Source organism: Neobacillus sp. YIM B06451, from assembly GCF_032667185.1.
Classification (GTDB): domain Bacteria; phylum Bacillota; class Bacilli; order Bacillales; family Cytobacillaceae; genus Bacillus_D.
On sequence record NZ_JAVFKJ010000025.1, the window covers coordinates 1 to 18,225 of the forward strand.

Below are 18,225 nucleotides of genomic sequence, written 5' to 3' on the forward strand. Positions count from 1 at the left end.
TATTGTTTGTTGACGCTTGTTTGTTTAGTTTTCAAAGAGCAATTTCATGCCACATCGCTCAAAAGCGACTATATTAGTATAACATTTCTCATCAAGAAAAGTCAACAACTTTTTTTGATTACGCCGTTTTGTTCAGCGGCGACTTTTACTATATTACAGGGTTTAGCAAATTTGGTCAACCCTTTTTTTATTTTTTATTCCCGGAAAATAACTCCATTTAAATCCGTTAAAAAACACAAAAAGAAATCCGCCTTTTACTATGGATTTCTTTTTTATAAAGCTCTTATTAGCCAATTACAATTATATCAACCGCAACAAGGGCTGCCAAGCCCGGAATTCCAAGGAATCCCGCAATGGATGTTGTAAACAGGTTGATTGGAATGTGAATACCGAACTGGTTTCCGGCTGTATTCAAAAAAAACAAAAGAAGAGCACCAATCACAAGCTTTATCGCTGTCTGCCCCAGCAGCCTGGCCGGCCTCATCGGCGCCCCTGCTATAAGGAGCAGGATAATCAAGCCGCCCAATATGGAAATAACATAAATCGGTTCCAATAAAAAACTCCCCCTTCTTCGGGAAACTCGTACTTAATTATATGTACAAGTTCCACAAAAAAGACCGGGAGTTCCTTCACTTAACGCCTTAATGTGATTTTTCTATACTTTGCCTCTTTTAAAAGGAAGAAGTATTTCGCTTCTGCCATCCTTGCCTGGCAAATCACTTCTTCAGTTGGATCAAATGATTTTTCGAGAAGGGTTTTTTGCCGCTGCCGGTCAGCCTTGACGTCATTTAGCAGGTTGAGGAATTTCTCGTTGGACTCCTGGCGCAGCCGGCCTTTTCGCCGAAAGAACATTTTCTTTACCCTCCATCCTTTTATACTTCACGCCTGCCTTCCAATGCTTTTGAAAGGGTAACCTCGTCAGCGTATTCAAGGTCTCCTCCAACCGGCAGGCCGTGGGCAATTCTCGTTGTCTTTATGCCCGATGGCTTCAGAAGCCTTGATATATACATCGCAGTGGCCTCCCCTTCGATATTCGGGTTGGTCGCAAGGATTACTTCCTGGACGGTTTCATCCTGGAGCCGTTTTAACAGATCGGGTATATTGATATCCTCGGGGCCAATCCCTTCCATCGGTGAAATTGCACCCTGAAGGACGTGGTAAAGGCCATTGAATTCTTTCATTTTTTCCATGGCAATAACATCTTTCGGATCCTGAACGACGCAAACAATGCTTTTATCGCGCCTCTCATCGGAGCAAATATAGCAAGGGTCCTGGTCGGTAATATGGCCGCAAACGGAACAGTAGCTTAAATTCCGTTTAGCATTTACGAGAGCCTTGGCAAAGTCCAAGACCGTGTCCTCTTTCATGCTAAGGACGAAAAAAGCCAGACGAGCGGCCGTTTTCGGGCCGATCCCCGGCAATTTCATAAAGCTGTCGATCAGCTTGGATATCGGTTCGGGATAATGCATTTTCTCTCCTCCTAGAACAAGCCGGGAAGGTTCATCCCTTTAGTAAATTGCCCCATGGTAGACTCGGACAACTTTTCGGCTTTATCCATCGCATCATTCAAAGCAGCAAGAATGGTATCCTGAAGCATTTCAACATCTTCCGGATCAACCGCCTCTGGATCGATTTTAACATCGACTACCTTCTTGTGGCCGGTTACAACAATTGTTACCATGCCTCCACCTGCGGTTCCTTCGACTGTCTTTTCACCAAGTTCATTTTGAGCTTCTTCCATTTGCTTTTGCATTTTCTGCATTTGCTTCATCATGTTTTGCATATTGCCCATTCCGCCCATACCTGGCATTTTACGTTTCATCTCATTCATCCTCCAGTTTTATTCAATAATTTCGATTAAATCGCCGCCAAACAATTTTCTGGCTTCGTCAAGAAGTGGATCTTCCTCATCCTTTTTTGTTTCCTGGCTTTCCCCGCCGTCCGGCTGATGGGTTGATAAGAATTTTTCCCGTATTGTTACCCATTGGTCTTCGGGAACTCCTGTAATGGAAAAGGTTTTTCCAGTCAGTTCCCTTAAACTATCCGAAATTGCCTCTATAAATTTCGGATTGTCCATTGCCATCTGGCAATGGATTTCATGCTTAAATTTAATGACAAATGCGCCTGATGAGGCAGCTACAGGCTCGGCTTCATTTAATAAGGCCGCATGGGACTTCATTAATGAGCGAAGCATTTCTCCCCAATTGCCTTTTAGCAAATTGAGATCAGCTTTTGTGGCATTTTTCAGGATTTCGTTTATTCTCCCGGCTGGTGCCTGAAACCCTTTTCTGGATATGCGTTGCGCCGGTTTTTGGCCCGAGCTTGACGGTTCATTTGCAGAGGCAGGAACGCCGTGTTTCTTTAGTTCCCTTAACTCTTCCTCAAGCTTGTCAATCCGGCTCAGCAGTACAGCCACTTGTGGAGAAGATTCGGCGGTGGTTGCCTGAATTGGGGTTTCTTGTTGGCATAGCTTGACGACCGCAACTTCAAGAAAAATTCGCGGGTGGGTCGTCCAGCGCATTTCCTGTTGGGTTTTGTTCAGCATATCGATTAAATCATAAATTTGCGCCGTTGAAAACTTGCCCGCCAAATCCCGAAACCCTTCATCGAGCATAACCCTTTCAAGCGACTCCTCAAGGGAAGGGGCAGTTTTGAAAAGAAGCATGTCCCGAAAAAACAAAATAAAATCTTCAATGAACCTGGACGGGTCTTTCCCATGGAAGAGCAATTCGTTCAGGATATCAAGACCCTGCGCGACATCCTTTCCGTGAATGGCCTTAGCCATTTTCGCCAAAAACCCCTGGGAAACCGAACCGGTGACAGTCAGTGCATCCTCTATTGTAACCTGTTCCTGGCTGTATGAAATCGCCTGGTCAAGCAGGCTCAAAGCATCACGCATACCGCCCTCCGCCGCCCTGGCGATAATAGGCAGCGCAGCGGGATCATAAGAAGCGCCTGTCTCATCTGCGATTAACTTCATCCTTCCGACGATCGCGTTTGCCGTTATCCTTTTAAAATCGAAGCGCTGGCATCGGGAAACGATGGTTAGCGGAATTTTATGAGGTTCAGTTGTCGCCAAAATAAACATGACATGCCTTGGGGGTTCCTCCAGCGTTTTGAGGAGGGCGTTAAATGCCCCGGTTGAAAGCATATGCACTTCATCTATAATATAAACTTTATATTTTACGGAGCTTGGAGCATATTTCACTTTGTCGCGTATATCCCTGATTTCATCGACACCGTTATTGGAAGCGGCGTCGATTTCAATGACGTCCTGGATCGAACCGTCTGTAATGCCGCGGCACGCACTGCATTCATTACAAGGTTCTGCAACAGGTGCATTTTCACAGTTGACTGCTTTTGCCAAAATCTTGGCAGCAGTCGTTTTCCCGGTCCCGCGCGGTCCTGAAAAAAGGTAGGCATGGGTGGTTTTTTGCTGAACCAGTGCGTTTTGCAATGTTTTCGTTATGTGTTCCTGGCCCACGACATCGATAAATTGCTGCGGGCGCCAGACTCGATAAAGTGCTTGATAGGCCACTGGCAATGCCCCCTTTCCATTCTCTTTTCGGCTTGCCGGGGAACTACGGGCAATTATCCCCATCTATTTATTATACCGTATTTTATATGTAAAGTGTAATCCAGGACATTGAACGTAATGGGCTTTTCACCTCTATTTCCGCTCGCCGCGTCTGTTTATTGAAAAGGCTTAAAGTCCTTCTATTCTTTGGACAGCAAAAAACCCACCCTGGAAAAGGATGGGTTTTGGATATTTAATATAACTGCCGTGCACCTTCCGTCGACTGCCATCCATAAGCGTTACTCAAGCAGTTAGCTCGGCCCAGGCAACCCTGCGGCACATGAGAGCATCCACTTAATGCTGCTTCCTTCCGGACCTGACATGGTTCATGGAATCCCATTGCGCAGGACCCAGGCGTCAACACCACTTACTTAAGGCAGGCCCTACAGAGTGGGAGCCTCAGGAAGGGATTCAACCCCGCTGGAGCGGATTGCGGGTACAGGGCACCGCTACCTCCCCGTCTAGCACGGCAAAATTGAAACCAATCGTATGGCGCTTTTAGAGCGCCTTTTAAGTATACAGAGTTTTAAGGGAAAAATCAATGGCCTTTACCTGTCAATTCCTGTCTCGCTTTCCACCGCAGCCATCCTGGCAATCCTTTTTGCTTCTTTCTTTTTCTCCCTAAGCGAGCGGAAAAATTCCGTAAGCATGCCGCCGCATTCGGCTTCAAGTACCCCGGAAATGACGTCGCATTGATGATTGAAACGGCTCTCTTCCAGCAAATTCATTAGCGTTCCGGCACAGCCCGCTTTTGGATCGGCCGCCCCGTAAACAACACGGTCCACCCTTGAGAGGACAATTGCACCCGCACACATTGCGCATGGCTCAAGCGTTACGTATAGGGCCGCATCTTCAAGCCGCCAGCTCCCGGCCTTCCTGCAAGCTTCGTCGATGGCAAGGAGTTCTGCATGGGCTAATGCATGTTGCCTGGACTCACGAAGATTATGGGCCCTGGCGACAATTTCCCCGCCCATGACAAGGACGGCGCCAATCGGTACCTCATTCATCGCGGCGGCCTTTTTGGCTTCTATTATGGCTTCCTTCATAAAAAATTCGTCTTTGTCCGGGACTTGTACCATCCCAACACTTCCTTTTTATAAAAATGTAACCCGGGCATTTAAGATAGTATAACATGAAAAAACTTTCCTTCTCATAGAATGGAGATAGCGTTAATTTTGCGCAAGGAGGGAAGAAGATGCAAATCCATGTTGTGGAACGCGGACAAACCCTGACGACCATTGCCCGGACATACGGAACGCCCGTGAATGATATTGTCGAAGCGAATGAATTGCCAAACCCGAACAACTTAGTAATCGGGCAAGCGTTGGTCATCCCGATTGTCGGGAGCTTTTATTTTGTCAGAGCTGGGGATTCGCTTTATTCAATAGCAAGAAGATTTGGAACTACACCCGAGGAACTTGCCCGGGTTAACCGGATCCGGGTCAATCAGCCATTAAGTGTCGGGTTCCGCCTGTATATCCCGCCAAGAACGAAACGTGCAGGTGACTTCAATGCGTATGTGGAGCCTAGGGGAACAACCGTTGCACCCGCTCTTACAGCGAGTGCCCGTGAGGCGGCACCCTATTTAACGTATCTCGCTCCTTTCAGCTTCCAGGCCAGAAGGGATGGTACGTTACGTGAGCCTCTACTGGACAATTTTCCCCAAATTGCCCGTGCCAATAACAATGTGTTGATGATGGTCATAACAAATCAGGAAAATGACCAGTTCAGTGATGAACTTGGGCGAATTTTGCTCAATGATATGACGATACAGGATCGTTTTTTAAACAATATCGTCGCCACCGCCAGAAGGCTCGGATTCAGGGACATCCACTTTGATTTCGAGTATTTGCGGCCTGCTGATAGGGAAGCTTATAACACCTTCCTCAGGAAGGCAAGGGACCTCTTCAAACGGGAAGGCTGGCTTATTTCTACCGCCCTGGCTCCAAAGACAAGCGCAACACAAAAGGGCCGATGGTATGAAGCCCATGATTACAGGGCCCATGGCGAGATTGTCGATTTCGTCGTCATTATGACATATGAATGGGGATACAGCGGCGGGCCTGCCATGGCAGTCTCCCCTATTGGCCCGGTACGCCGCGTCCTTGAATACGCCCTTACCGAAATGCCAGGATCTAAAATCATGATGGGGCAGAATCTGTATGGTTATGATTGGACTCTCCCTTTTGTCCAGGGAACCGTAGCGAAGGCGGTTAGCCCGCAGCAGGCAATCCGGATCGCAGCAGAAAACAACGTTCCTATTCAGTATGATGCAACCGCCCAGGCCCCTTTCTTTAGGTACACCAGAGATGGGCGCCAGCATGAGGTCTGGTTTGAAGACGCCCGCTCCATACAGGCGAAATTCGATTTGATTAAAGAGCTTAATTTACGAGGAATGAGTTATTGGAAGCTTGGCCTTTCCTTCCCGCAAAACTGGCTCCTTATAACAGAGAATTTCAACGTGACAAAGCGGACTACCTCCTAAAATAACTCAGGCTGCCTTTTTTAGGCGGCCTTTTCTTTTTTCGATTTGCCCTCAATAATATGATTTCAGAAATATTTTTTTATCCCTAAATCCTGTAAAATCAAGGCATGGAATGGACAATTCTATCCACCCATAAATATTCCATATCCGTATTAGGCTCGATTATGGTAAAATACAATTTGTCTAATTACGACATAATTCTACTTATTTCTTATTTTTTTAATTCTTACATAACTGGCATATGGGCGTATACAAACTAGTTAGTGAGCGGAGAAGGAGGACATGCAATGGGGGAAACTCCCTTTATTACTGTTGAAGGGCCGATTGGTGTTGGAAAAACATCTCTTGCAAAAGCAATTGCCGATCATTATCAATTTGCTTTGTTAAGAGAAATCGTGGATGAAAATCCTTTCCTCGGCAAGTTTTACGAAAACATTGAAGAGTGGAGCTTCCAGACGGAAATGTTTTTCCTTTGCAACCGTTTTAAGCAGCTTGGTGACATCAATACCCATTATTTGGCTAAAAATCAGCCTGTTGTTGCAGATTATCATATAATCAAGAACTTGATTTTTGCCCAGAGGACCCTGAACAATGAGGAGTACAAAAAGTATTTTAAAATTTATCAAATCCTCACCGAGGATATGCCAAAACCAAACGTTGTCATTTATTTAAATGCGAGCCTTGATACCCTGCTGGCCAGAATTGCGATGCGGGGGCGCGAGGTCGAAAAGAATATCAGTCCTCTCTATCTAGAACAATTGTCGCGTGACTATGAAGAGGCAATGGAAGCCTTTGAGAAGCAGCATCCCGAAATTCCGGTTCTTCGCTACAACGGCGATATAATGGATTTCGTTAAAAACGAAGAGGACTTGGACACCATTCTTTCCGACCTCTCATTATCGCTGGCAAAAAGCAGCTGGACCAATACATTATAAGGACGGGGAAACTATTTGAGTATCGTAATCGGCGGCATGATTGGCCTTGGCAAAACAAGTGTGGCGGATTTATTGAATGAGCACTATCAAAGCAAGGGAATAGACAGCAAAGTATTTTACGAAACGGTGGATGATAACCCGATTCTCCCACTTTATTATGAATTGACCCCGGAAGAATTGGATGCAAAAAGGATTCCATTCCTTCTTCAGCTATTCTTTTTGAATAAACGGTTTAAAACGGTAAAGGAATGCATTAGCTGGCACGAGCCTCTTTATACAATCCAGGACAGGTCGATTTATGAGGATTGGTATTTTGCCTATGTGAATAAAAAACTCGGTCGGATATCCGAGCTTGAATTCAGGATTTATGAAGACCTTGCCGACAATATGATGGAAGAAATCAATGAACTTCCAAAAAAGGCTCCGGAGCTTATGGTTTACTTGAAAGGCTCCTTTGATACCGTTATTGAACGGATTATGTCACGCGGTAGGAGCTTTGAAATCAACCCAGAGTTGAAGGAGTACTACTTCGAGGTCTGGAAAGGCTATGATGAATGGGTCTTTAACCACTATAAAGCCAGTGAAGTGCTGGTCATCGACATGGATGTAACCGATATTGTCAACCGCCCCGAAGATGCCGCACGGGTGTGCAGGGAAGTTGATAATAAATTGAACGAAATCCTTTTTACTAAAACGCATACCGGCTGATTAGCTGGTATGCGTTTTTTAGTTGAAGCAGGGAATACATCTGGGCTTCATTCCGCGTAACGGTTCATTAAGTTTTATAAAATGGAAAAAAGTGAGCCGTAAAGCATTTGTGCATCGTCAGTTATGTATAAGGAGAAATGGGGTGGTTGAATGGAGGGTAAGAAGGAAAAAGTTTCTCGCGATGAAATTGGGGATTTTGATATTCTCGTACTCACCTATGTAAATGACATTAGAAAATTGATTTATTCCTATGTCAAACATGGCGAGACAGTAGAGGATTTGGCCCAGGAGGTTTTCCTGTCAGCATATCAGGGATATCATAATTTCCGGGGAGACAGTTCAGCGAAAACATGGCTCTTTAAAATTGCGATTAATAAATGTAAGGACCATTTAAAAAGCTGGCACCATCGGCATTTGGTCCTGACTGAATTTTTTCAGGAAAAAAGCAGCAGAAGTACGGCCGAAACCGAGGCAATCGCAGGACTCGAAAAACAGGAGCTCGCCAAGGCGATCATGGCTCTTCCGCTAAAATACAGGGAAATCATTATTCTCTATTATTATCATGACTTGTCCCTGCCGGAAATTTCGGGGCTTCTTAATATGAATTCAAATACAGTAAAAACAAGGCTGGCACGAGGCCGGGACTTGATCAAAAGGAGGTATGGCTCCTGATGGATACGTTTAAGGATAATGTAAAAGAAGCACTCGATATATATGAATTCAAGCAGATTGAACTGAAGGAGAAGGAAAAACGGGAATTTATTGAGTGTATTAAAAGCGCAAAACCAGTCCGGAAAAAGGGCTCCTCCTCCTTTAAGGCAGCGATAGCTGGAATTGCAGCGGCCGCCTTGCTTGTGCTGTTAGCGATACCGCTTACCAATTTTTATACCGATTCCGGCAGCATTGCGGAGATAGAAAAGGAGGCAAGCGAATTGTTCAGCCACGAGGTCCTTGTTCCGCAGTTTAAAAACTATCCAATAACCTTTGCGGCTTTATATGATCCAAAGCAAGTCGGCCATAAAGACTTATCTGTTAGTTACGCGCTGGCACAGGGCGAACGGGACCCAAGAATGAGCAATAAAGAAGACATTCAAAAATGGGAAAAAGCGAATGAGAGTCATCTCCTTTATGGGCCATATACAGGCAAACCGATCCTTCGCATTACTTACAATGAGTTAAAGCCTACACTGGAAGGCGCGACTGCAAGAAAAGTTAATGGATTTGACGTTCAATACAATCTGCTTTCCGGCAAGCCGGCAGGAGACTTCTACCATGCCCTGATTTTTACAAAAGAAGGTTCTTATTATCTTGAGTTCTTTTTAACCGGGGGGTTCACCGCGGAAGATGCCGATAAAATGATTGAAGAGTTAACCATGCAATTAAAGGATTAATCTACTCAATAATATAAAAAACCCGCCGCAGGCGTTTCGCGTTGCGGCGGATTTTGTCTCCAGATTTTATGCGCGTTGGTCATACATAATCGAATAAATGGCGGAGGAAGAGGGATTCGAACCCCCGCGCGGTTTAACCCGCCTGTCGGTTTTCAAGACCGATCCCTTCAGCCAGACTTGGGTATTCCTCCGTTTCGACAAAGGTTATATTACTATAGTGTGGACGTTCATGTCAACTGGAAACCTTCATTGTTTTTAAAAAAAGGACGGGATATTCTCCCGTCCTGGTTTCTTTAGTCAGGCTNAGACTTGGGTATTCCTCCGTTTCGACAAAGGTTATATTACTATAGTGTGGACGTTCATGTCAACTGGAAACCTTCATTGTTTTTAAAAAAAGGACGGGATATTCTCCCGTCCTGGTTTCTTTAGTCAGGCTTAATTTCTGTCCGTCCACCCATGTACGGCCTTAGCACTTCAGGGATAGTGACAGTTCCATCTTCCTGCTGGTAGTTCTCAAGGATCGCGGCGACTGTACGCCCGATAGCGAGGCCGGAACCATTCAGAGTGTGAACGTGTTCCGGTTTCGCGCCAGGTTCGCGGCGGAAGCGGATATTCGCCCTTCTTGCCTGGAAAGCTTCGAAATTACTGCAAGAAGAAATTTCCCGATACGTATTGTAGCTTGGTATCCAAACTTCGATATCGTACTTTTTGGCGGCGGTAAAGCCAAGGTCTCCTGTACACATGCTTAGGACACGGTATGGAAGCTCGAGAAGCTGAAGTACCTTTTCCGCGTCAGCAGTAAGCTTTTCAAGCTCATCGTAAGATTCCTCCGGCTTTACGAACTTCACTAGTTCCACTTTATTGAACTGGTGCTGGCGGATAAGCCCGCGGGTATCACGTCCGGCAGATCCAGCCTCAGAACGGAAGCAGGCGCTGTATGCCGCATAGCGGACCGGCAGTTGGTCCCCATTCAAAATCTCATCCCTATGAAGGTTTGTTACTGGGACTTCGGCAGTCGGAATCAGGAAGTAATCTTCGCTTTCAATCAGGAAGGCGTCCTCTTCAAATTTCGGAAGCTGGCCTGTACCTGTCATACTCGTCCGATTGACCAGGTATGGAGGGAGCACCTCTTTGTAGCCATGCTCATCGACATGAAGATCGAGCATAAAGTTCATCAATGCCCGTTCAAGCCTTGCACCCAGTCCTTTGTAAAAGACAAACCTGCTGCCGGCCACCTTTGTGGCACGCTCGAAATCAAGGATTTTCAAGTTGTCGGCGATATCCCAATGCGGTTTAGGCTCAAAACCGAAATCCCGTACTTCCCCCCACTTTTTGATTTCTACGTTCTCGTCTTCCGTTTCTCCGACCGGAACGCTTTCATGCGGCAAGTTCGGGATGCTCAATAAAAGCATATCGAGCTCTTCCTCAACCCCGCGAAGCTCGTCATCAAGTTCCTTAATGCGGTCGCCGACCTCGCGCATTTCAGCAATCAACTGGTCCGCATCTTTTTTCTCGCGCTTTAAAGCGGCAACCTGCTGGGATACCTCATTCCGCTTTCCCTTCAGCTGTTCGGCCTCGACAATCAAATCACGCCTTTTCCTGTCCAGGCTCTCGAACTTCCCGAGGTCTGTGAGGTCTTCACCCCGATGCTGCAACCTCTTCTTCACTCCTTCAAAATCCGCGCGTAACACTTTAATATCCAGCATGCTCCAACACTCCTTTTTATTTTGTTCAGTTGAGGCCGGGCTGTTTTTTTGGACGCAAAAAACTCCCGTCCCCAAAACAGGGACGGGAGTTAACCCGCGTTGCCACCCTGGTTGGCCGCACACTGCAGCCCACCTCAATTTCATAACGGTTTGACCCGAAAGCACTTACTTGCCAAAAGGCGTTCCATGCTTTGCTCAAGGACGGATTCACAGGCGCCACACACCGGTTCTCACCTGCCACCGGCTCTCTTAAGAGTGGGATTCCCGTTACTTTTTCCTCTCAACGCTTTTCCACTATTGTAAATTTGTACTTTTTAATGTACTACAATTATCGCCTTATTGCAAATACTTTATTCCCACTCTTTATGCAGGCTGTCTGTATTTCGCTTCTTCCGCCATTTTGATAAAGTAGGCGGCGAGCCTATGGTCTTCCGTCAGCTCTGGATGGAAGGAACAGCCCAGAAATTGTCCCTGCCTTGCAGCTACAATCCTATCATTGTGAGTAGCAAGTACCTCGACCCCTTCACCCACTTCAACGATATGCGGAGCTCGGATAAACACAGCTGTGAACGAATCGGCTACCCCTTTTATTTCAAGGTCGGCTTCAAAGCTTTCACGCTGTCGGCCAAAGGAATTCCGCTCAACCGTTACATCCATCACGCCAATGTGGGGCTCATCGTATCCGACGATATTTTTTGCCAAAAGAATTAGCCCGGCGCATGTTCCGAACATCGGCCTTCCGGAAGCCGCAAAGGCCCTCAGCTCTTCCATGAATCCGTATTTATCAATGAGTTTCCTCATCGTCGTGCTTTCGCCGCCGGGAAGAATCAGGCCGTCCAAATCTTTTAGCTGGTCTACCGATTTAATTTCTACAGGCTCCGCGCCGGATGCAACGACCGACTGGACATGCTCCCTGACTGCGCCTTGTAAGGCTAATACACCGATCTTAACCATATTACCAGCCGCGTTCCTGCATACGGTCAGCCATGGCAAGGGAAGAAATTTCAATCCCTTTCATTGGAGTACCGAGGTTTTTCGACAATTCTGCGATGAGTTTGTAATCCTGGTAGTGGGTAGTCGCTTCGACAATCGCTTTTGCAAAAAGCGCAGGGTTTTCGGACTTGAAAATACCTGAACCAACGAATACCCCGTCAGCGCCAAGCTGCATCATTAAAGCAGCGTCCGCGGGAGTTGCAACACCGCCGGCGGCAAAGTTGACAACCGGCAGGCGGCCAAGGCGCTTAATTTCAAGCAGCAGCTCGTATGGCGCGCCAAGAAGCTTTGCTTCTGTCATTAGTTCGTCTTCGTTCATGTTCACGACTTTGCGGACCTGGGCGTTTACCTTGCGGATGTGCCGTACCGCTTCAACAATGTTCCCGGTTCCCGGCTCGCCCTTTGTCCGGAGCATCGATGCTCCCTCGCCAATCCGGCGCGCAGCTTCTCCGAGATCGCGGCAGCCGCAGACAAATGGAACGGTGTAGTCCCTTTTATTCAAGTGGAACTCTTCATCTGCCGGAGTCAGAACTTCACTTTCATCAATATAATCCACGCCCATCGCTTCAAGGACACGCGCCTCAACGATGTGGCCAATACGTGCTTTTGCCATGACCGGAATTGAAACGGCATTCATAACTTCTTCAACAATACGCGGGTCCGCCATACGGGCAACTCCGCCTGCAGCGCGAATATCGGAAGGTACACGCTCTAGGGCCATAACAGCTACAGCGCCTGCTTCCTCCGCAATTTTTGCCTGTTCCGCATTGACAACGTCCATGATGACGCCGCCTTTTTGCATTTCAGCCATACCTCTTTTAACACGGTCAGTACCTGTATTCACTGTCATTTCCCCCTGGAATTGTAATATATTTCCTAAAAGAGACTATATCGATTGGAATAGTCCTTATTATTAAAATAATCTATGAAAAATAGGCTCCTGTCAAGACAAGAACCTATCTCCATCTGTTTCCAAATTTCTAAACTGCCAAGGCTGCAGGCCTAAAATAACCCTTTAATGCCGGAAACAATGCTTCCCCATAAATCAGCGAAGAAGCCGCCAATTCCGCCCATCATCAGGACAAACCAGTTTGCTTTTTCAACATTTTCAGTCGCGATGACCGGGGAGATTACGCTGCCTTGCCCTTTGTCTGTAAGGAAGGTAGCTTTACTGCCATTCTTCGCTTCAAGGGTCACATAGCCGACGACTTCTCCCTTTTTAACAGGGGCGGTCATTTCACCTTTGCTATTTACTTTCTTTTTGTCGAGGACGAGAACAGGTTTGTAATTATCCTTTTCACCGTTTTTGATAATCAACGAAATCGGGTCTTTCGTCCGGATGTTTACCTTGTCTTCCTTCCCCTTTATAACATTAACGGTTTTCTTCCCTTTTATCGCATAATCTGCAGGGAGGATTTCTGTTTTTGTGTAATTTGTAAAAGCATAATCGAACATTTTCCTTGTTTCATCAAAACGGGCCTTATAATCCCCTTTGCCCGAAGCATTCTTCGCATCCATTACAACTGTGATGAAACGCTTGCCATCACGGCTTGCCGTTCCTGTGAAGCAGTAACCCGCAAAGTCAGTCGTCCCGGTTTTCAGGCCATCAACCCCAGGGTATTTAAACACAAGCTCTGGAAGCATCCAGTTCCAGTTTTCCATTTTAATGACGTCATCGGTACCCGGCCTGAATTCCTTCCTTGGAATGCTGGTTGTTTCAAGTACTTCCGGAAAATCCTTCAAGAGATGGAAAGCGAGCTTCGCGGTTGCCTTTGCAGACATGACGTTTTCATCCTCGGCTCCTGTGCCTTCAGGATGCGTCCCTTTGTAATCGCGGTTGTTCAATCCTGTGGAATTCACAAACTTATAATCTTTTAAACCGAGCTTTTCGGCTTTATCATTCATCATTTTCACAAAATTGCCTTCCGAACCGCCAATGACCTCAGCAATCCCAATAGTCGCGGCGTTCGCGGAATAAATTGTCATCGCTTCATACAGTTCCCGCACGTTATACGTTCCATTCGCCCGGAGCGGAACATTGGACAAACTGCGGTCATGCGACAATTTTTGGACTGGATCGCTTACCGTATATTGCTGGTCCCATTTCACCTTTCCTTCTTTAACAGCCTCAAGGAGAAGGTATTCGGTCATCATTTTCGTCATACTGGCAATACCAAGGACATTGTCTGCATTCTGTTCAAATAAAACTCTACCCGAATCGGCATCAACAAGAATGGCGGCGGCGGCATTGATTTTTAAATTTGTCTCGCCGGCTGCCTTTGTAGGTGCAGTAAACAGCCCTGCTGCAACGGCCACTGCAAGAACGATGGCTATGTACTTCTGATAAATCCTTTTCTTCACTGTTACGCCCTCCAACGATATTCTCCCACTCTTAACGGACGCCTTGGTCCTTGCGGAAGTTTCACTTTATACACGTTTACTATCTTAACATACATGCGGAATGTTGGATAGACAGAGGTTCGCCCTATCTTCCTTCCAACATTTTCAAGTCTTTGATGATAGCCAGTTGCCTTCACTCTTTATAAAAACAAGAGGCGGGAATTTGCCCCTGCCTCTTGTTCCATTATTATGAGTAGTTTGGTGCTTCCTTTGTAATTTGGACATCGTGCGGGTGGCTTTCGCGCAGGCCGGCACCCGTCATCCGGATGAATTGGCTGTTTTCACGCAATTCCTGCAGGTTTGCCGTTCCACAATAGCCCATTCCGGCCCTTAAGCCGCCGGCAAGCTGATAAATCGTATCGGCAAGAGGCCCTTTATATGGAAGGCGGCCCTCGATGCCTTCAGGAACAAATTTTTTGCTGTCTTCCTGGAAGTAGCGGTCCTTGGAGCCTTTTTCCATCGCGCCTTCGGAACCCATTCCGCGGTATACCTTGAAGCGGCGGCCCTGGAAGATTTCTGTCTCGCCCGGGCTTTCAGTGACGCCCGCGAGCAGGCTTCCGAGCATAACGGCATTTCCACCAGCCGCAAGTGCCTTAACAATGTCCCCTGAGTATTTGATGCCTCCATCGGCAATAATCGTTTTGCCGTGCTTTCGGGCTTCCGTTGCACAATCATAGATCGCGGTAATTTGCGGTACGCCTATACCAGCAACAATCCGGGTCGTACAAATCGAACCAGGGCCAATGCCCACTTTGACGACGTCGGCGCCAGCCTCGAATAAATCCCTTGTGCCTTCCGCTGTTGCCACATTTCCGGCAATAATCGGGAGGTTCGGGTATTCATTACGGATTTGGCGGACAGTGTCGATGACCCCCTTCGAATGGCCATGGGCCGTGTCGAGGACAATAACGTCAACACTTGCTCTTACAAGTGCTTCAACACGTTTCATCGTATCGCCGGTAACACCTACCGCGGCTCCGGCTAGCAGCCGTCCCTGCTTGTCCTTTGCTGACATTGGAAATTCAATAACCTTTTCAATGTCTTTAATCGTGATTAGTCCCTGCAGGATGCCTTTGTCATCAACGAGTGGAAGCTTTTCAATCTTATGCTTTTGCAAAATCTTTTCCGCTTCCTTCAACGTTGTGTTAACTGGAGCGGTAACTAGATTTTCTTTTGTCATAACATCGGAAATCTTTTTGGAGAAATCATGGTCCTGGATGAAGCGCAGGTCGCGGTTCGTGATGATGCCGACAAGCTTTTGCTCCTCCTCATTGTTCACGATCGGAACTCCTGAAATCCGGTATTTTCCCATTAGATGTTCCGCATCGTAAACCTGATGGTCAGGAGTCAGGAAAAATGGATCAGAGATAACCCCCGATTCCGAGCGCTTTACCTTATCAACCTGCTCAGCCTGCTGCTCGATTGTCATGTTTTTATGGATGACGCCAAGGCCACCCTGCCTTGCCATCGCGATTGCCATTTCCGCTTCAGTGACCGTGTCCATCCCGGCACTAATGATTGGCAAATTCAGTTTTATGTTTTCGCACAGTTCAGTTTGGAGGCTGACCTCTTTTGGCAGCACTTCAGACTTTGCTGGAACGAGCAAAACATCATCAAATGTCAAACCCTCTTTTGCAAATTTGTTTTCCCACATCTTTTTGTCCCTCCAAACCGAAAATATTATTAGTAGAGTATCAATTGGGCAATATACTGTCAAGGCAACGTTTAGAAGTCAGATAATTCAATCACGGTCCAAAAACAGATTAAAAAATTGTTTTCATTAAAGGAAAGGAGGTTGCTTATGTGGCGCGGCTACCGAGGCTGGGAAAGCTTCTCGTTCTTTTTTTCAGCTGAATATGCACAATCCTATCTCCAGAAAAGATATAAAGCACTTGGCTGCCCCGCCCCAGATCAAAGAAGCTTTGAAAACTGCTACCCTTTCCTTTATTATCTTGAGCATGGCAATGTTTATTATACCCAGGCTGCCAAGGCTCCGATCATCCTGCAGCCGATTCTCCTTTTTTATGGCCTTGTCCATCTTGCCAAAGCATGCATCCTTACCGAGGATCCTTTTTATCCCGAAACGACAGCTGTCCTGGCCCACGGGGTTTCGGCAAGGAAGCGTAAAAAACAGCAGTACCAATTTTTCCATGATGAAGTGAAATTCCAGAAAAACGGGCTTTTTCCGCATTTATCCGACAAATTGTTTCACATGAAACAGGACGAGGGCGACAAAGCGACAATGGAATCGTTATTAAGGATGATTCCTGAGCTGGAAACTCTTTTTTGGCAACTGGAAGGCCAGGCCAATTTCTTTCCACTGCTGAAACGGGATGGCAGCTGGTTCGTATCGTCCAAAGCCCTCGATTTGTACAATATGACTGAATCGAGGTTCAGGGAATACTTTCTATCACATTCAGGCATTGCCATGGAAGAAATGAAGGGTGGGATGGCCAGGCTTTCGGAAGAACCAAGCCCATTTTCTCCAAATTCGAACACTTTCCTGAAGTTCGATTATTATGAAAAACACTTCATGATGCCTTTAAAGAAAAGCCATCGGTCCCAATTTCCGGAACTGATGGCACACTACTTGCTCCTGTATAACTTGAGTATGATAGCGCGATATGAAACGGAATGGTGGGGTGAAGCGGTCAAGATGATGCCCAATCGCGATTATCCATTCATCCAGTCTTTTTTGAAAATAACCCAGGAAAAAAGTCCATTCCTTATTTTCTGCCATTTAACCGCCGGCCTGAAGGAGAGCCGCCGCCTTCAGTGCCCTTGAACCGATATCGGTACGGTAATAAATTCCGTTTGATTTTACCTTTTCAAGTTCCTGATAGACAATTTCCCTGGCGGCCCCGAGGGATTCGGCTTTGGCGCAGGCAAGAATAACCCTTCCGCCATCTACATAATAACGGCCGAGTTTATCCCTTTTCGTGCCAGCATGGTAGATGGCCGTATTCCCGGCAACCATCTCAAGACCTTCGACAAGTGCACCCCTTTCAGGATGTTCGGGGTACCCTTTTGCAGCCGCGACAACGCCGACCGTGTACAATTCCTCCCACTCCAGCACAGGCTCGTTCCCGCCAAGAATCTCCAGGATAGCCGCGGCCAAATCGGACTTCAGCCTTGGAAGGACCACCTGTGTTTCCGGATCGCCAAATCGCGCATTGAACTCAATCACCTTTGGACCCTGATTTGTTAGAATAAGCCCGGCGTACAGAACTCCGCAGAAGCTCCTTCCTTCTTCAACCAGTGCCTTTGCCGCCGGTTTTAAAACTGTATCAACCGCAATGCCAACCGCGCTTGCAGGAATATGGGGTACCGGCGAATAGGCCCCCATCCCGCCTGTATTCGGTCCAAGGTCCCCATCGAATGCCCGTTTATGGTCCTGGGCAATTTCAAGAGGAACAACGACTTCACCGTTTACGAACGCCATGAGGGAAAATTCCTCGCCTTCGAGGAATTCTTCAATGACTATGGAAGAAGACGATTCACCGAATTTTCTTCCAACGAGCATTTCCTCAACCGCAGCAATGGCCTCAGCTTCTGTAAGGGCTACCGTAACACCCTTTCCCGCCGCCAAGCCGTCAGCTTTTATAACAATCGGGGCACCCATCTGTTCAATATATTCTTTAGCACTTTCGAAAGAGGTGAACACTTCATAGCCTGCTGTTGGGATCCTGTGCTTTTTCATAAAATCCTTCGCGAATGCCTTGCTTCCTTCGATAAGGGCGGCCTTACTGCCGGGACCAAACACTTGAAGGCCAGCTTCTCGGAACCTGTCAGCCAACCCCGCTAAGAGGGGGAGTTCAGGCCCTATGATCGTTAAACCTATTCCTTTCTCTTTTGCAAAGGAAATAAGCTTTTCATAGTCTGTTTCTTCCAGTGGCACAAGGGTTGCTGCATCCTCCATCCCGGGATTTCCCGGTGCTGCAAAGACATTTTCCACTAAAGAACTTTCCGCAAACTTTCGGCAAATCGCATGCTCACGCCCGCCACGCCCAATCACCAATACATCCATCGC

Annotated in this window: 18 protein-coding genes, 1 tRNA gene, 1 other RNA gene and 1 other annotated feature; of the genes, 6 read left to right on the forward strand and 14 right to left on the reverse strand. The window is 46.9% G+C overall.

Translation table 11 applies throughout. The annotated features are described in order from the left end of the window. Window positions 1-286: 286 nt before the first annotated feature. From RB160_RS23435 to tadA, 7 genes are all read right to left on the reverse strand, one after another. On the reverse strand, window positions 287-553 hold the full coding sequence (locus tag RB160_RS23435) for a pro-sigmaK processing inhibitor BofA family protein (RefSeq protein ID WP_316572874.1): 267 nt from the start codon (window positions 551-553) through the stop codon (window positions 287-289). Between the two features lie 80 nt (window positions 554-633). Then, a complete protein-coding gene (locus tag RB160_RS23440) occupies window positions 634-852 on the reverse strand; it encodes a YaaL family protein (RefSeq protein ID WP_316572875.1) in 219 nt (72 codons plus the stop codon). A gap of 20 nt (window positions 853-872) precedes the next feature. After that, window positions 873-1,469: a recombination mediator RecR gene (gene recR / locus RB160_RS23445; protein WP_316572876.1), complete on the reverse strand. Its 597-nt coding sequence runs from the start codon at window positions 1,467-1,469 to the stop codon at window positions 873-875. 11 nt (window positions 1,470-1,480) lie between these two features. Beyond that, window positions 1,481-1,810, reverse strand: a complete 330-nt coding sequence (locus RB160_RS23450) for a YbaB/EbfC family nucleoid-associated protein (RefSeq protein WP_082307083.1) — start codon at window positions 1,808-1,810, stop codon at window positions 1,481-1,483. Window positions 1,811-1,840: 30 nt separating this feature from the next. Beyond that, window positions 1,841-3,538: a DNA polymerase III subunit gamma/tau gene (dnaX, locus tag RB160_RS23455; protein ID WP_316572877.1), complete on the reverse strand. Its 1,698-nt coding sequence runs from the start codon at window positions 3,536-3,538 to the stop codon at window positions 1,841-1,843. 244 nt (window positions 3,539-3,782) lie between these two features. After that, window positions 3,783-4,047, reverse strand: an RNA gene (gene ffs / locus RB160_RS23460) — signal recognition particle sRNA large type. A gap of 78 nt (window positions 4,048-4,125) precedes the next feature. Then, window positions 4,126-4,656, reverse strand: coding sequence for a tRNA adenosine(34) deaminase TadA (tadA, locus tag RB160_RS23465; protein ID WP_316572878.1), 531 nt, complete (start codon window positions 4,654-4,656; stop codon window positions 4,126-4,128). A gap of 116 nt (window positions 4,657-4,772) precedes the next feature. Here tadA and RB160_RS23470 point away from each other — a divergent pair, with 116 nt between their 5' ends. The 5 genes from RB160_RS23470 to RB160_RS23490 all read left to right on the forward strand — a co-directional run bounded on the left by RB160_RS23470 (window position 4,773) and on the right by RB160_RS23490 (window position 9,096). Beyond that, window positions 4,773-6,062, forward strand: coding sequence for a glycoside hydrolase family 18 protein (locus RB160_RS23470; protein ID WP_316572879.1), 1,290 nt, complete (start codon window positions 4,773-4,775; stop codon window positions 6,060-6,062). 287 nt (window positions 6,063-6,349) lie between these two features. Then, window positions 6,350-6,997: a deoxynucleoside kinase gene (locus RB160_RS23475; protein ID WP_316572880.1), complete on the forward strand. Its 648-nt coding sequence runs from the start codon at window positions 6,350-6,352 to the stop codon at window positions 6,995-6,997. Between the two features lie 15 nt (window positions 6,998-7,012). Beyond that, window positions 7,013-7,705 (forward strand): deoxynucleoside kinase, encoded by a 693-nt coding sequence (locus RB160_RS23480; protein WP_316572881.1) that lies wholly within the window; start codon window positions 7,013-7,015, stop codon window positions 7,703-7,705. A gap of 150 nt (window positions 7,706-7,855) precedes the next feature. Then, the gene (locus RB160_RS23485) at window positions 7,856-8,377 is read left to right on the forward strand and encodes a sigma-70 family RNA polymerase sigma factor (RefSeq protein ID WP_316572882.1); all 522 of its coding nucleotides are present in this window, start codon (window positions 7,856-7,858) and stop codon (window positions 8,375-8,377) included. Continuing rightward, on the forward strand, window positions 8,377-9,096 hold the full coding sequence (locus RB160_RS23490) for a hypothetical protein (protein ID WP_316572883.1): 720 nt from the start codon (window positions 8,377-8,379) through the stop codon (window positions 9,094-9,096). Before RB160_RS23485 ends, RB160_RS23490 begins: the two co-directional genes overlap by 1 nt. 98 nt (window positions 9,097-9,194) lie before the next feature. On the opposite strand, the gene RB160_RS23495 is transcribed toward RB160_RS23490, so the two are convergent. From RB160_RS23495 to guaB, 6 genes are all read right to left on the reverse strand, one after another. Beyond that, window positions 9,195-9,287: transfer RNA gene (locus RB160_RS23495), tRNA-Ser, on the reverse strand. 234 nt (window positions 9,288-9,521) lie between these two features. Further along, complete coding sequence (serS, locus tag RB160_RS23500; protein ID WP_316572884.1) at window positions 9,522-10,802, reverse strand: serine--tRNA ligase; 1,281 nt, start codon at window positions 10,800-10,802, stop codon at window positions 9,522-9,524. Between the two features lie 75 nt (window positions 10,803-10,877). After that, window positions 10,878-11,095 (reverse strand) — a binding site (T-box leader). Window positions 11,096-11,165: 70 nt separating this feature from the next. Further along, window positions 11,166-11,756, reverse strand: a complete 591-nt coding sequence (pdxT, locus tag RB160_RS23505) for a pyridoxal 5'-phosphate synthase glutaminase subunit PdxT (protein ID WP_316572885.1) — start codon at window positions 11,754-11,756, stop codon at window positions 11,166-11,168. 1 nt (window position 11,757) lies between these two features. Beyond that, window positions 11,758-12,645: a pyridoxal 5'-phosphate synthase lyase subunit PdxS gene (pdxS, locus tag RB160_RS23510; RefSeq protein ID WP_316572886.1), complete on the reverse strand. Its 888-nt coding sequence runs from the start codon at window positions 12,643-12,645 to the stop codon at window positions 11,758-11,760. Between the two features lie 152 nt (window positions 12,646-12,797). After that, on the reverse strand, window positions 12,798-14,129 hold the full coding sequence (locus RB160_RS23515) for a serine hydrolase (protein WP_396954773.1): 1,332 nt from the start codon (window positions 14,127-14,129) through the stop codon (window positions 12,798-12,800). Between the two features lie 253 nt (window positions 14,130-14,382). After that, window positions 14,383-15,849 carry an IMP dehydrogenase gene (gene guaB / locus RB160_RS23520; RefSeq protein WP_316572887.1) on the reverse strand — a complete coding sequence of 489 codons (1,467 nt, stop codon included), beginning with the start codon at window positions 15,847-15,849 and terminating at the stop codon, window positions 14,383-14,385. Window positions 15,850-15,996: 147 nt separating this feature from the next. Here guaB and RB160_RS23525 point away from each other — a divergent pair, with 147 nt between their 5' ends. After that, window positions 15,997-16,980 (forward strand): YaaC family protein, encoded by a 984-nt coding sequence (locus RB160_RS23525; protein ID WP_316572888.1) that lies wholly within the window; start codon window positions 15,997-15,999, stop codon window positions 16,978-16,980. Here the strand turns inward: RB160_RS23525 and purD are convergent. Continuing rightward, window positions 16,936-18,222 (reverse strand): phosphoribosylamine--glycine ligase, encoded by a 1,287-nt coding sequence (gene purD, locus RB160_RS23530; protein WP_316572889.1) that lies wholly within the window; start codon window positions 18,220-18,222, stop codon window positions 16,936-16,938. The genes RB160_RS23525 and purD overlap by 45 nt on opposite strands. Between the last annotated feature and the right edge of the window lie 3 nt (window positions 18,223-18,225).

Excerpts from the sequence above, each read along its gene's own strand:
- RB160_RS23440 (WP_316572875.1), bottom strand. The coding sequence starts at position 852 with ATGTTCTTTCGGCGAAAAGGCCGGCTGCGCCAGGAGTCCAACGAGAAA.
- recR (WP_316572876.1), bottom strand. The coding sequence starts at position 1,469 with ATGCATTATCCCGAACCGATATCCAAGCTGATCGACAGCTTTATGAAA.
- RB160_RS23450 (WP_082307083.1), bottom strand. The coding sequence starts at position 1,810 with ATGCCAGGTATGGGCGGAATGGGCAATATGCAAAACATGATGAAGCAA.
- tadA (WP_316572878.1), bottom strand. The coding sequence starts at position 4,656 with ATGGTACAAGTCCCGGACAAAGACGAATTTTTTATGAAGGAAGCCATA.
- RB160_RS23470 (WP_316572879.1), top strand. The coding sequence starts at position 4,773 with ATGCAAATCCATGTTGTGGAACGCGGACAAACCCTGACGACCATTGCC.
- RB160_RS23475 (WP_316572880.1), top strand. The coding sequence starts at position 6,350 with ATGGGGGAAACTCCCTTTATTACTGTTGAAGGGCCGATTGGTGTTGGA.
- RB160_RS23485 (WP_316572882.1), top strand. The coding sequence starts at position 7,856 with ATGGAGGGTAAGAAGGAAAAAGTTTCTCGCGATGAAATTGGGGATTTT.
- RB160_RS23490 (WP_316572883.1), top strand. The coding sequence starts at position 8,377 with ATGGATACGTTTAAGGATAATGTAAAAGAAGCACTCGATATATATGAA.
- serS (WP_316572884.1), bottom strand. The coding sequence starts at position 10,802 with ATGCTGGATATTAAAGTGTTACGCGCGGATTTTGAAGGAGTGAAGAAG.
- pdxT (WP_316572885.1), bottom strand. The coding sequence starts at position 11,756 with ATGGTTAAGATCGGTGTATTAGCCTTACAAGGCGCAGTCAGGGAGCAT.
- pdxS (WP_316572886.1), bottom strand. The coding sequence starts at position 12,645 with ATGACAGTGAATACAGGTACTGACCGTGTTAAAAGAGGTATGGCTGAA.
- guaB (WP_316572887.1), bottom strand. The coding sequence starts at position 15,849 with ATGTGGGAAAACAAATTTGCAAAAGAGGGTTTGACATTTGATGATGTT.
- RB160_RS23525 (WP_316572888.1), top strand. The coding sequence starts at position 15,997 with ATGTGGCGCGGCTACCGAGGCTGGGAAAGCTTCTCGTTCTTTTTTTCA.
- purD (WP_316572889.1), bottom strand. The coding sequence starts at position 18,222 with ATGGATGTATTGGTGATTGGGCGTGGCGGGCGTGAGCATGCGATTTGC.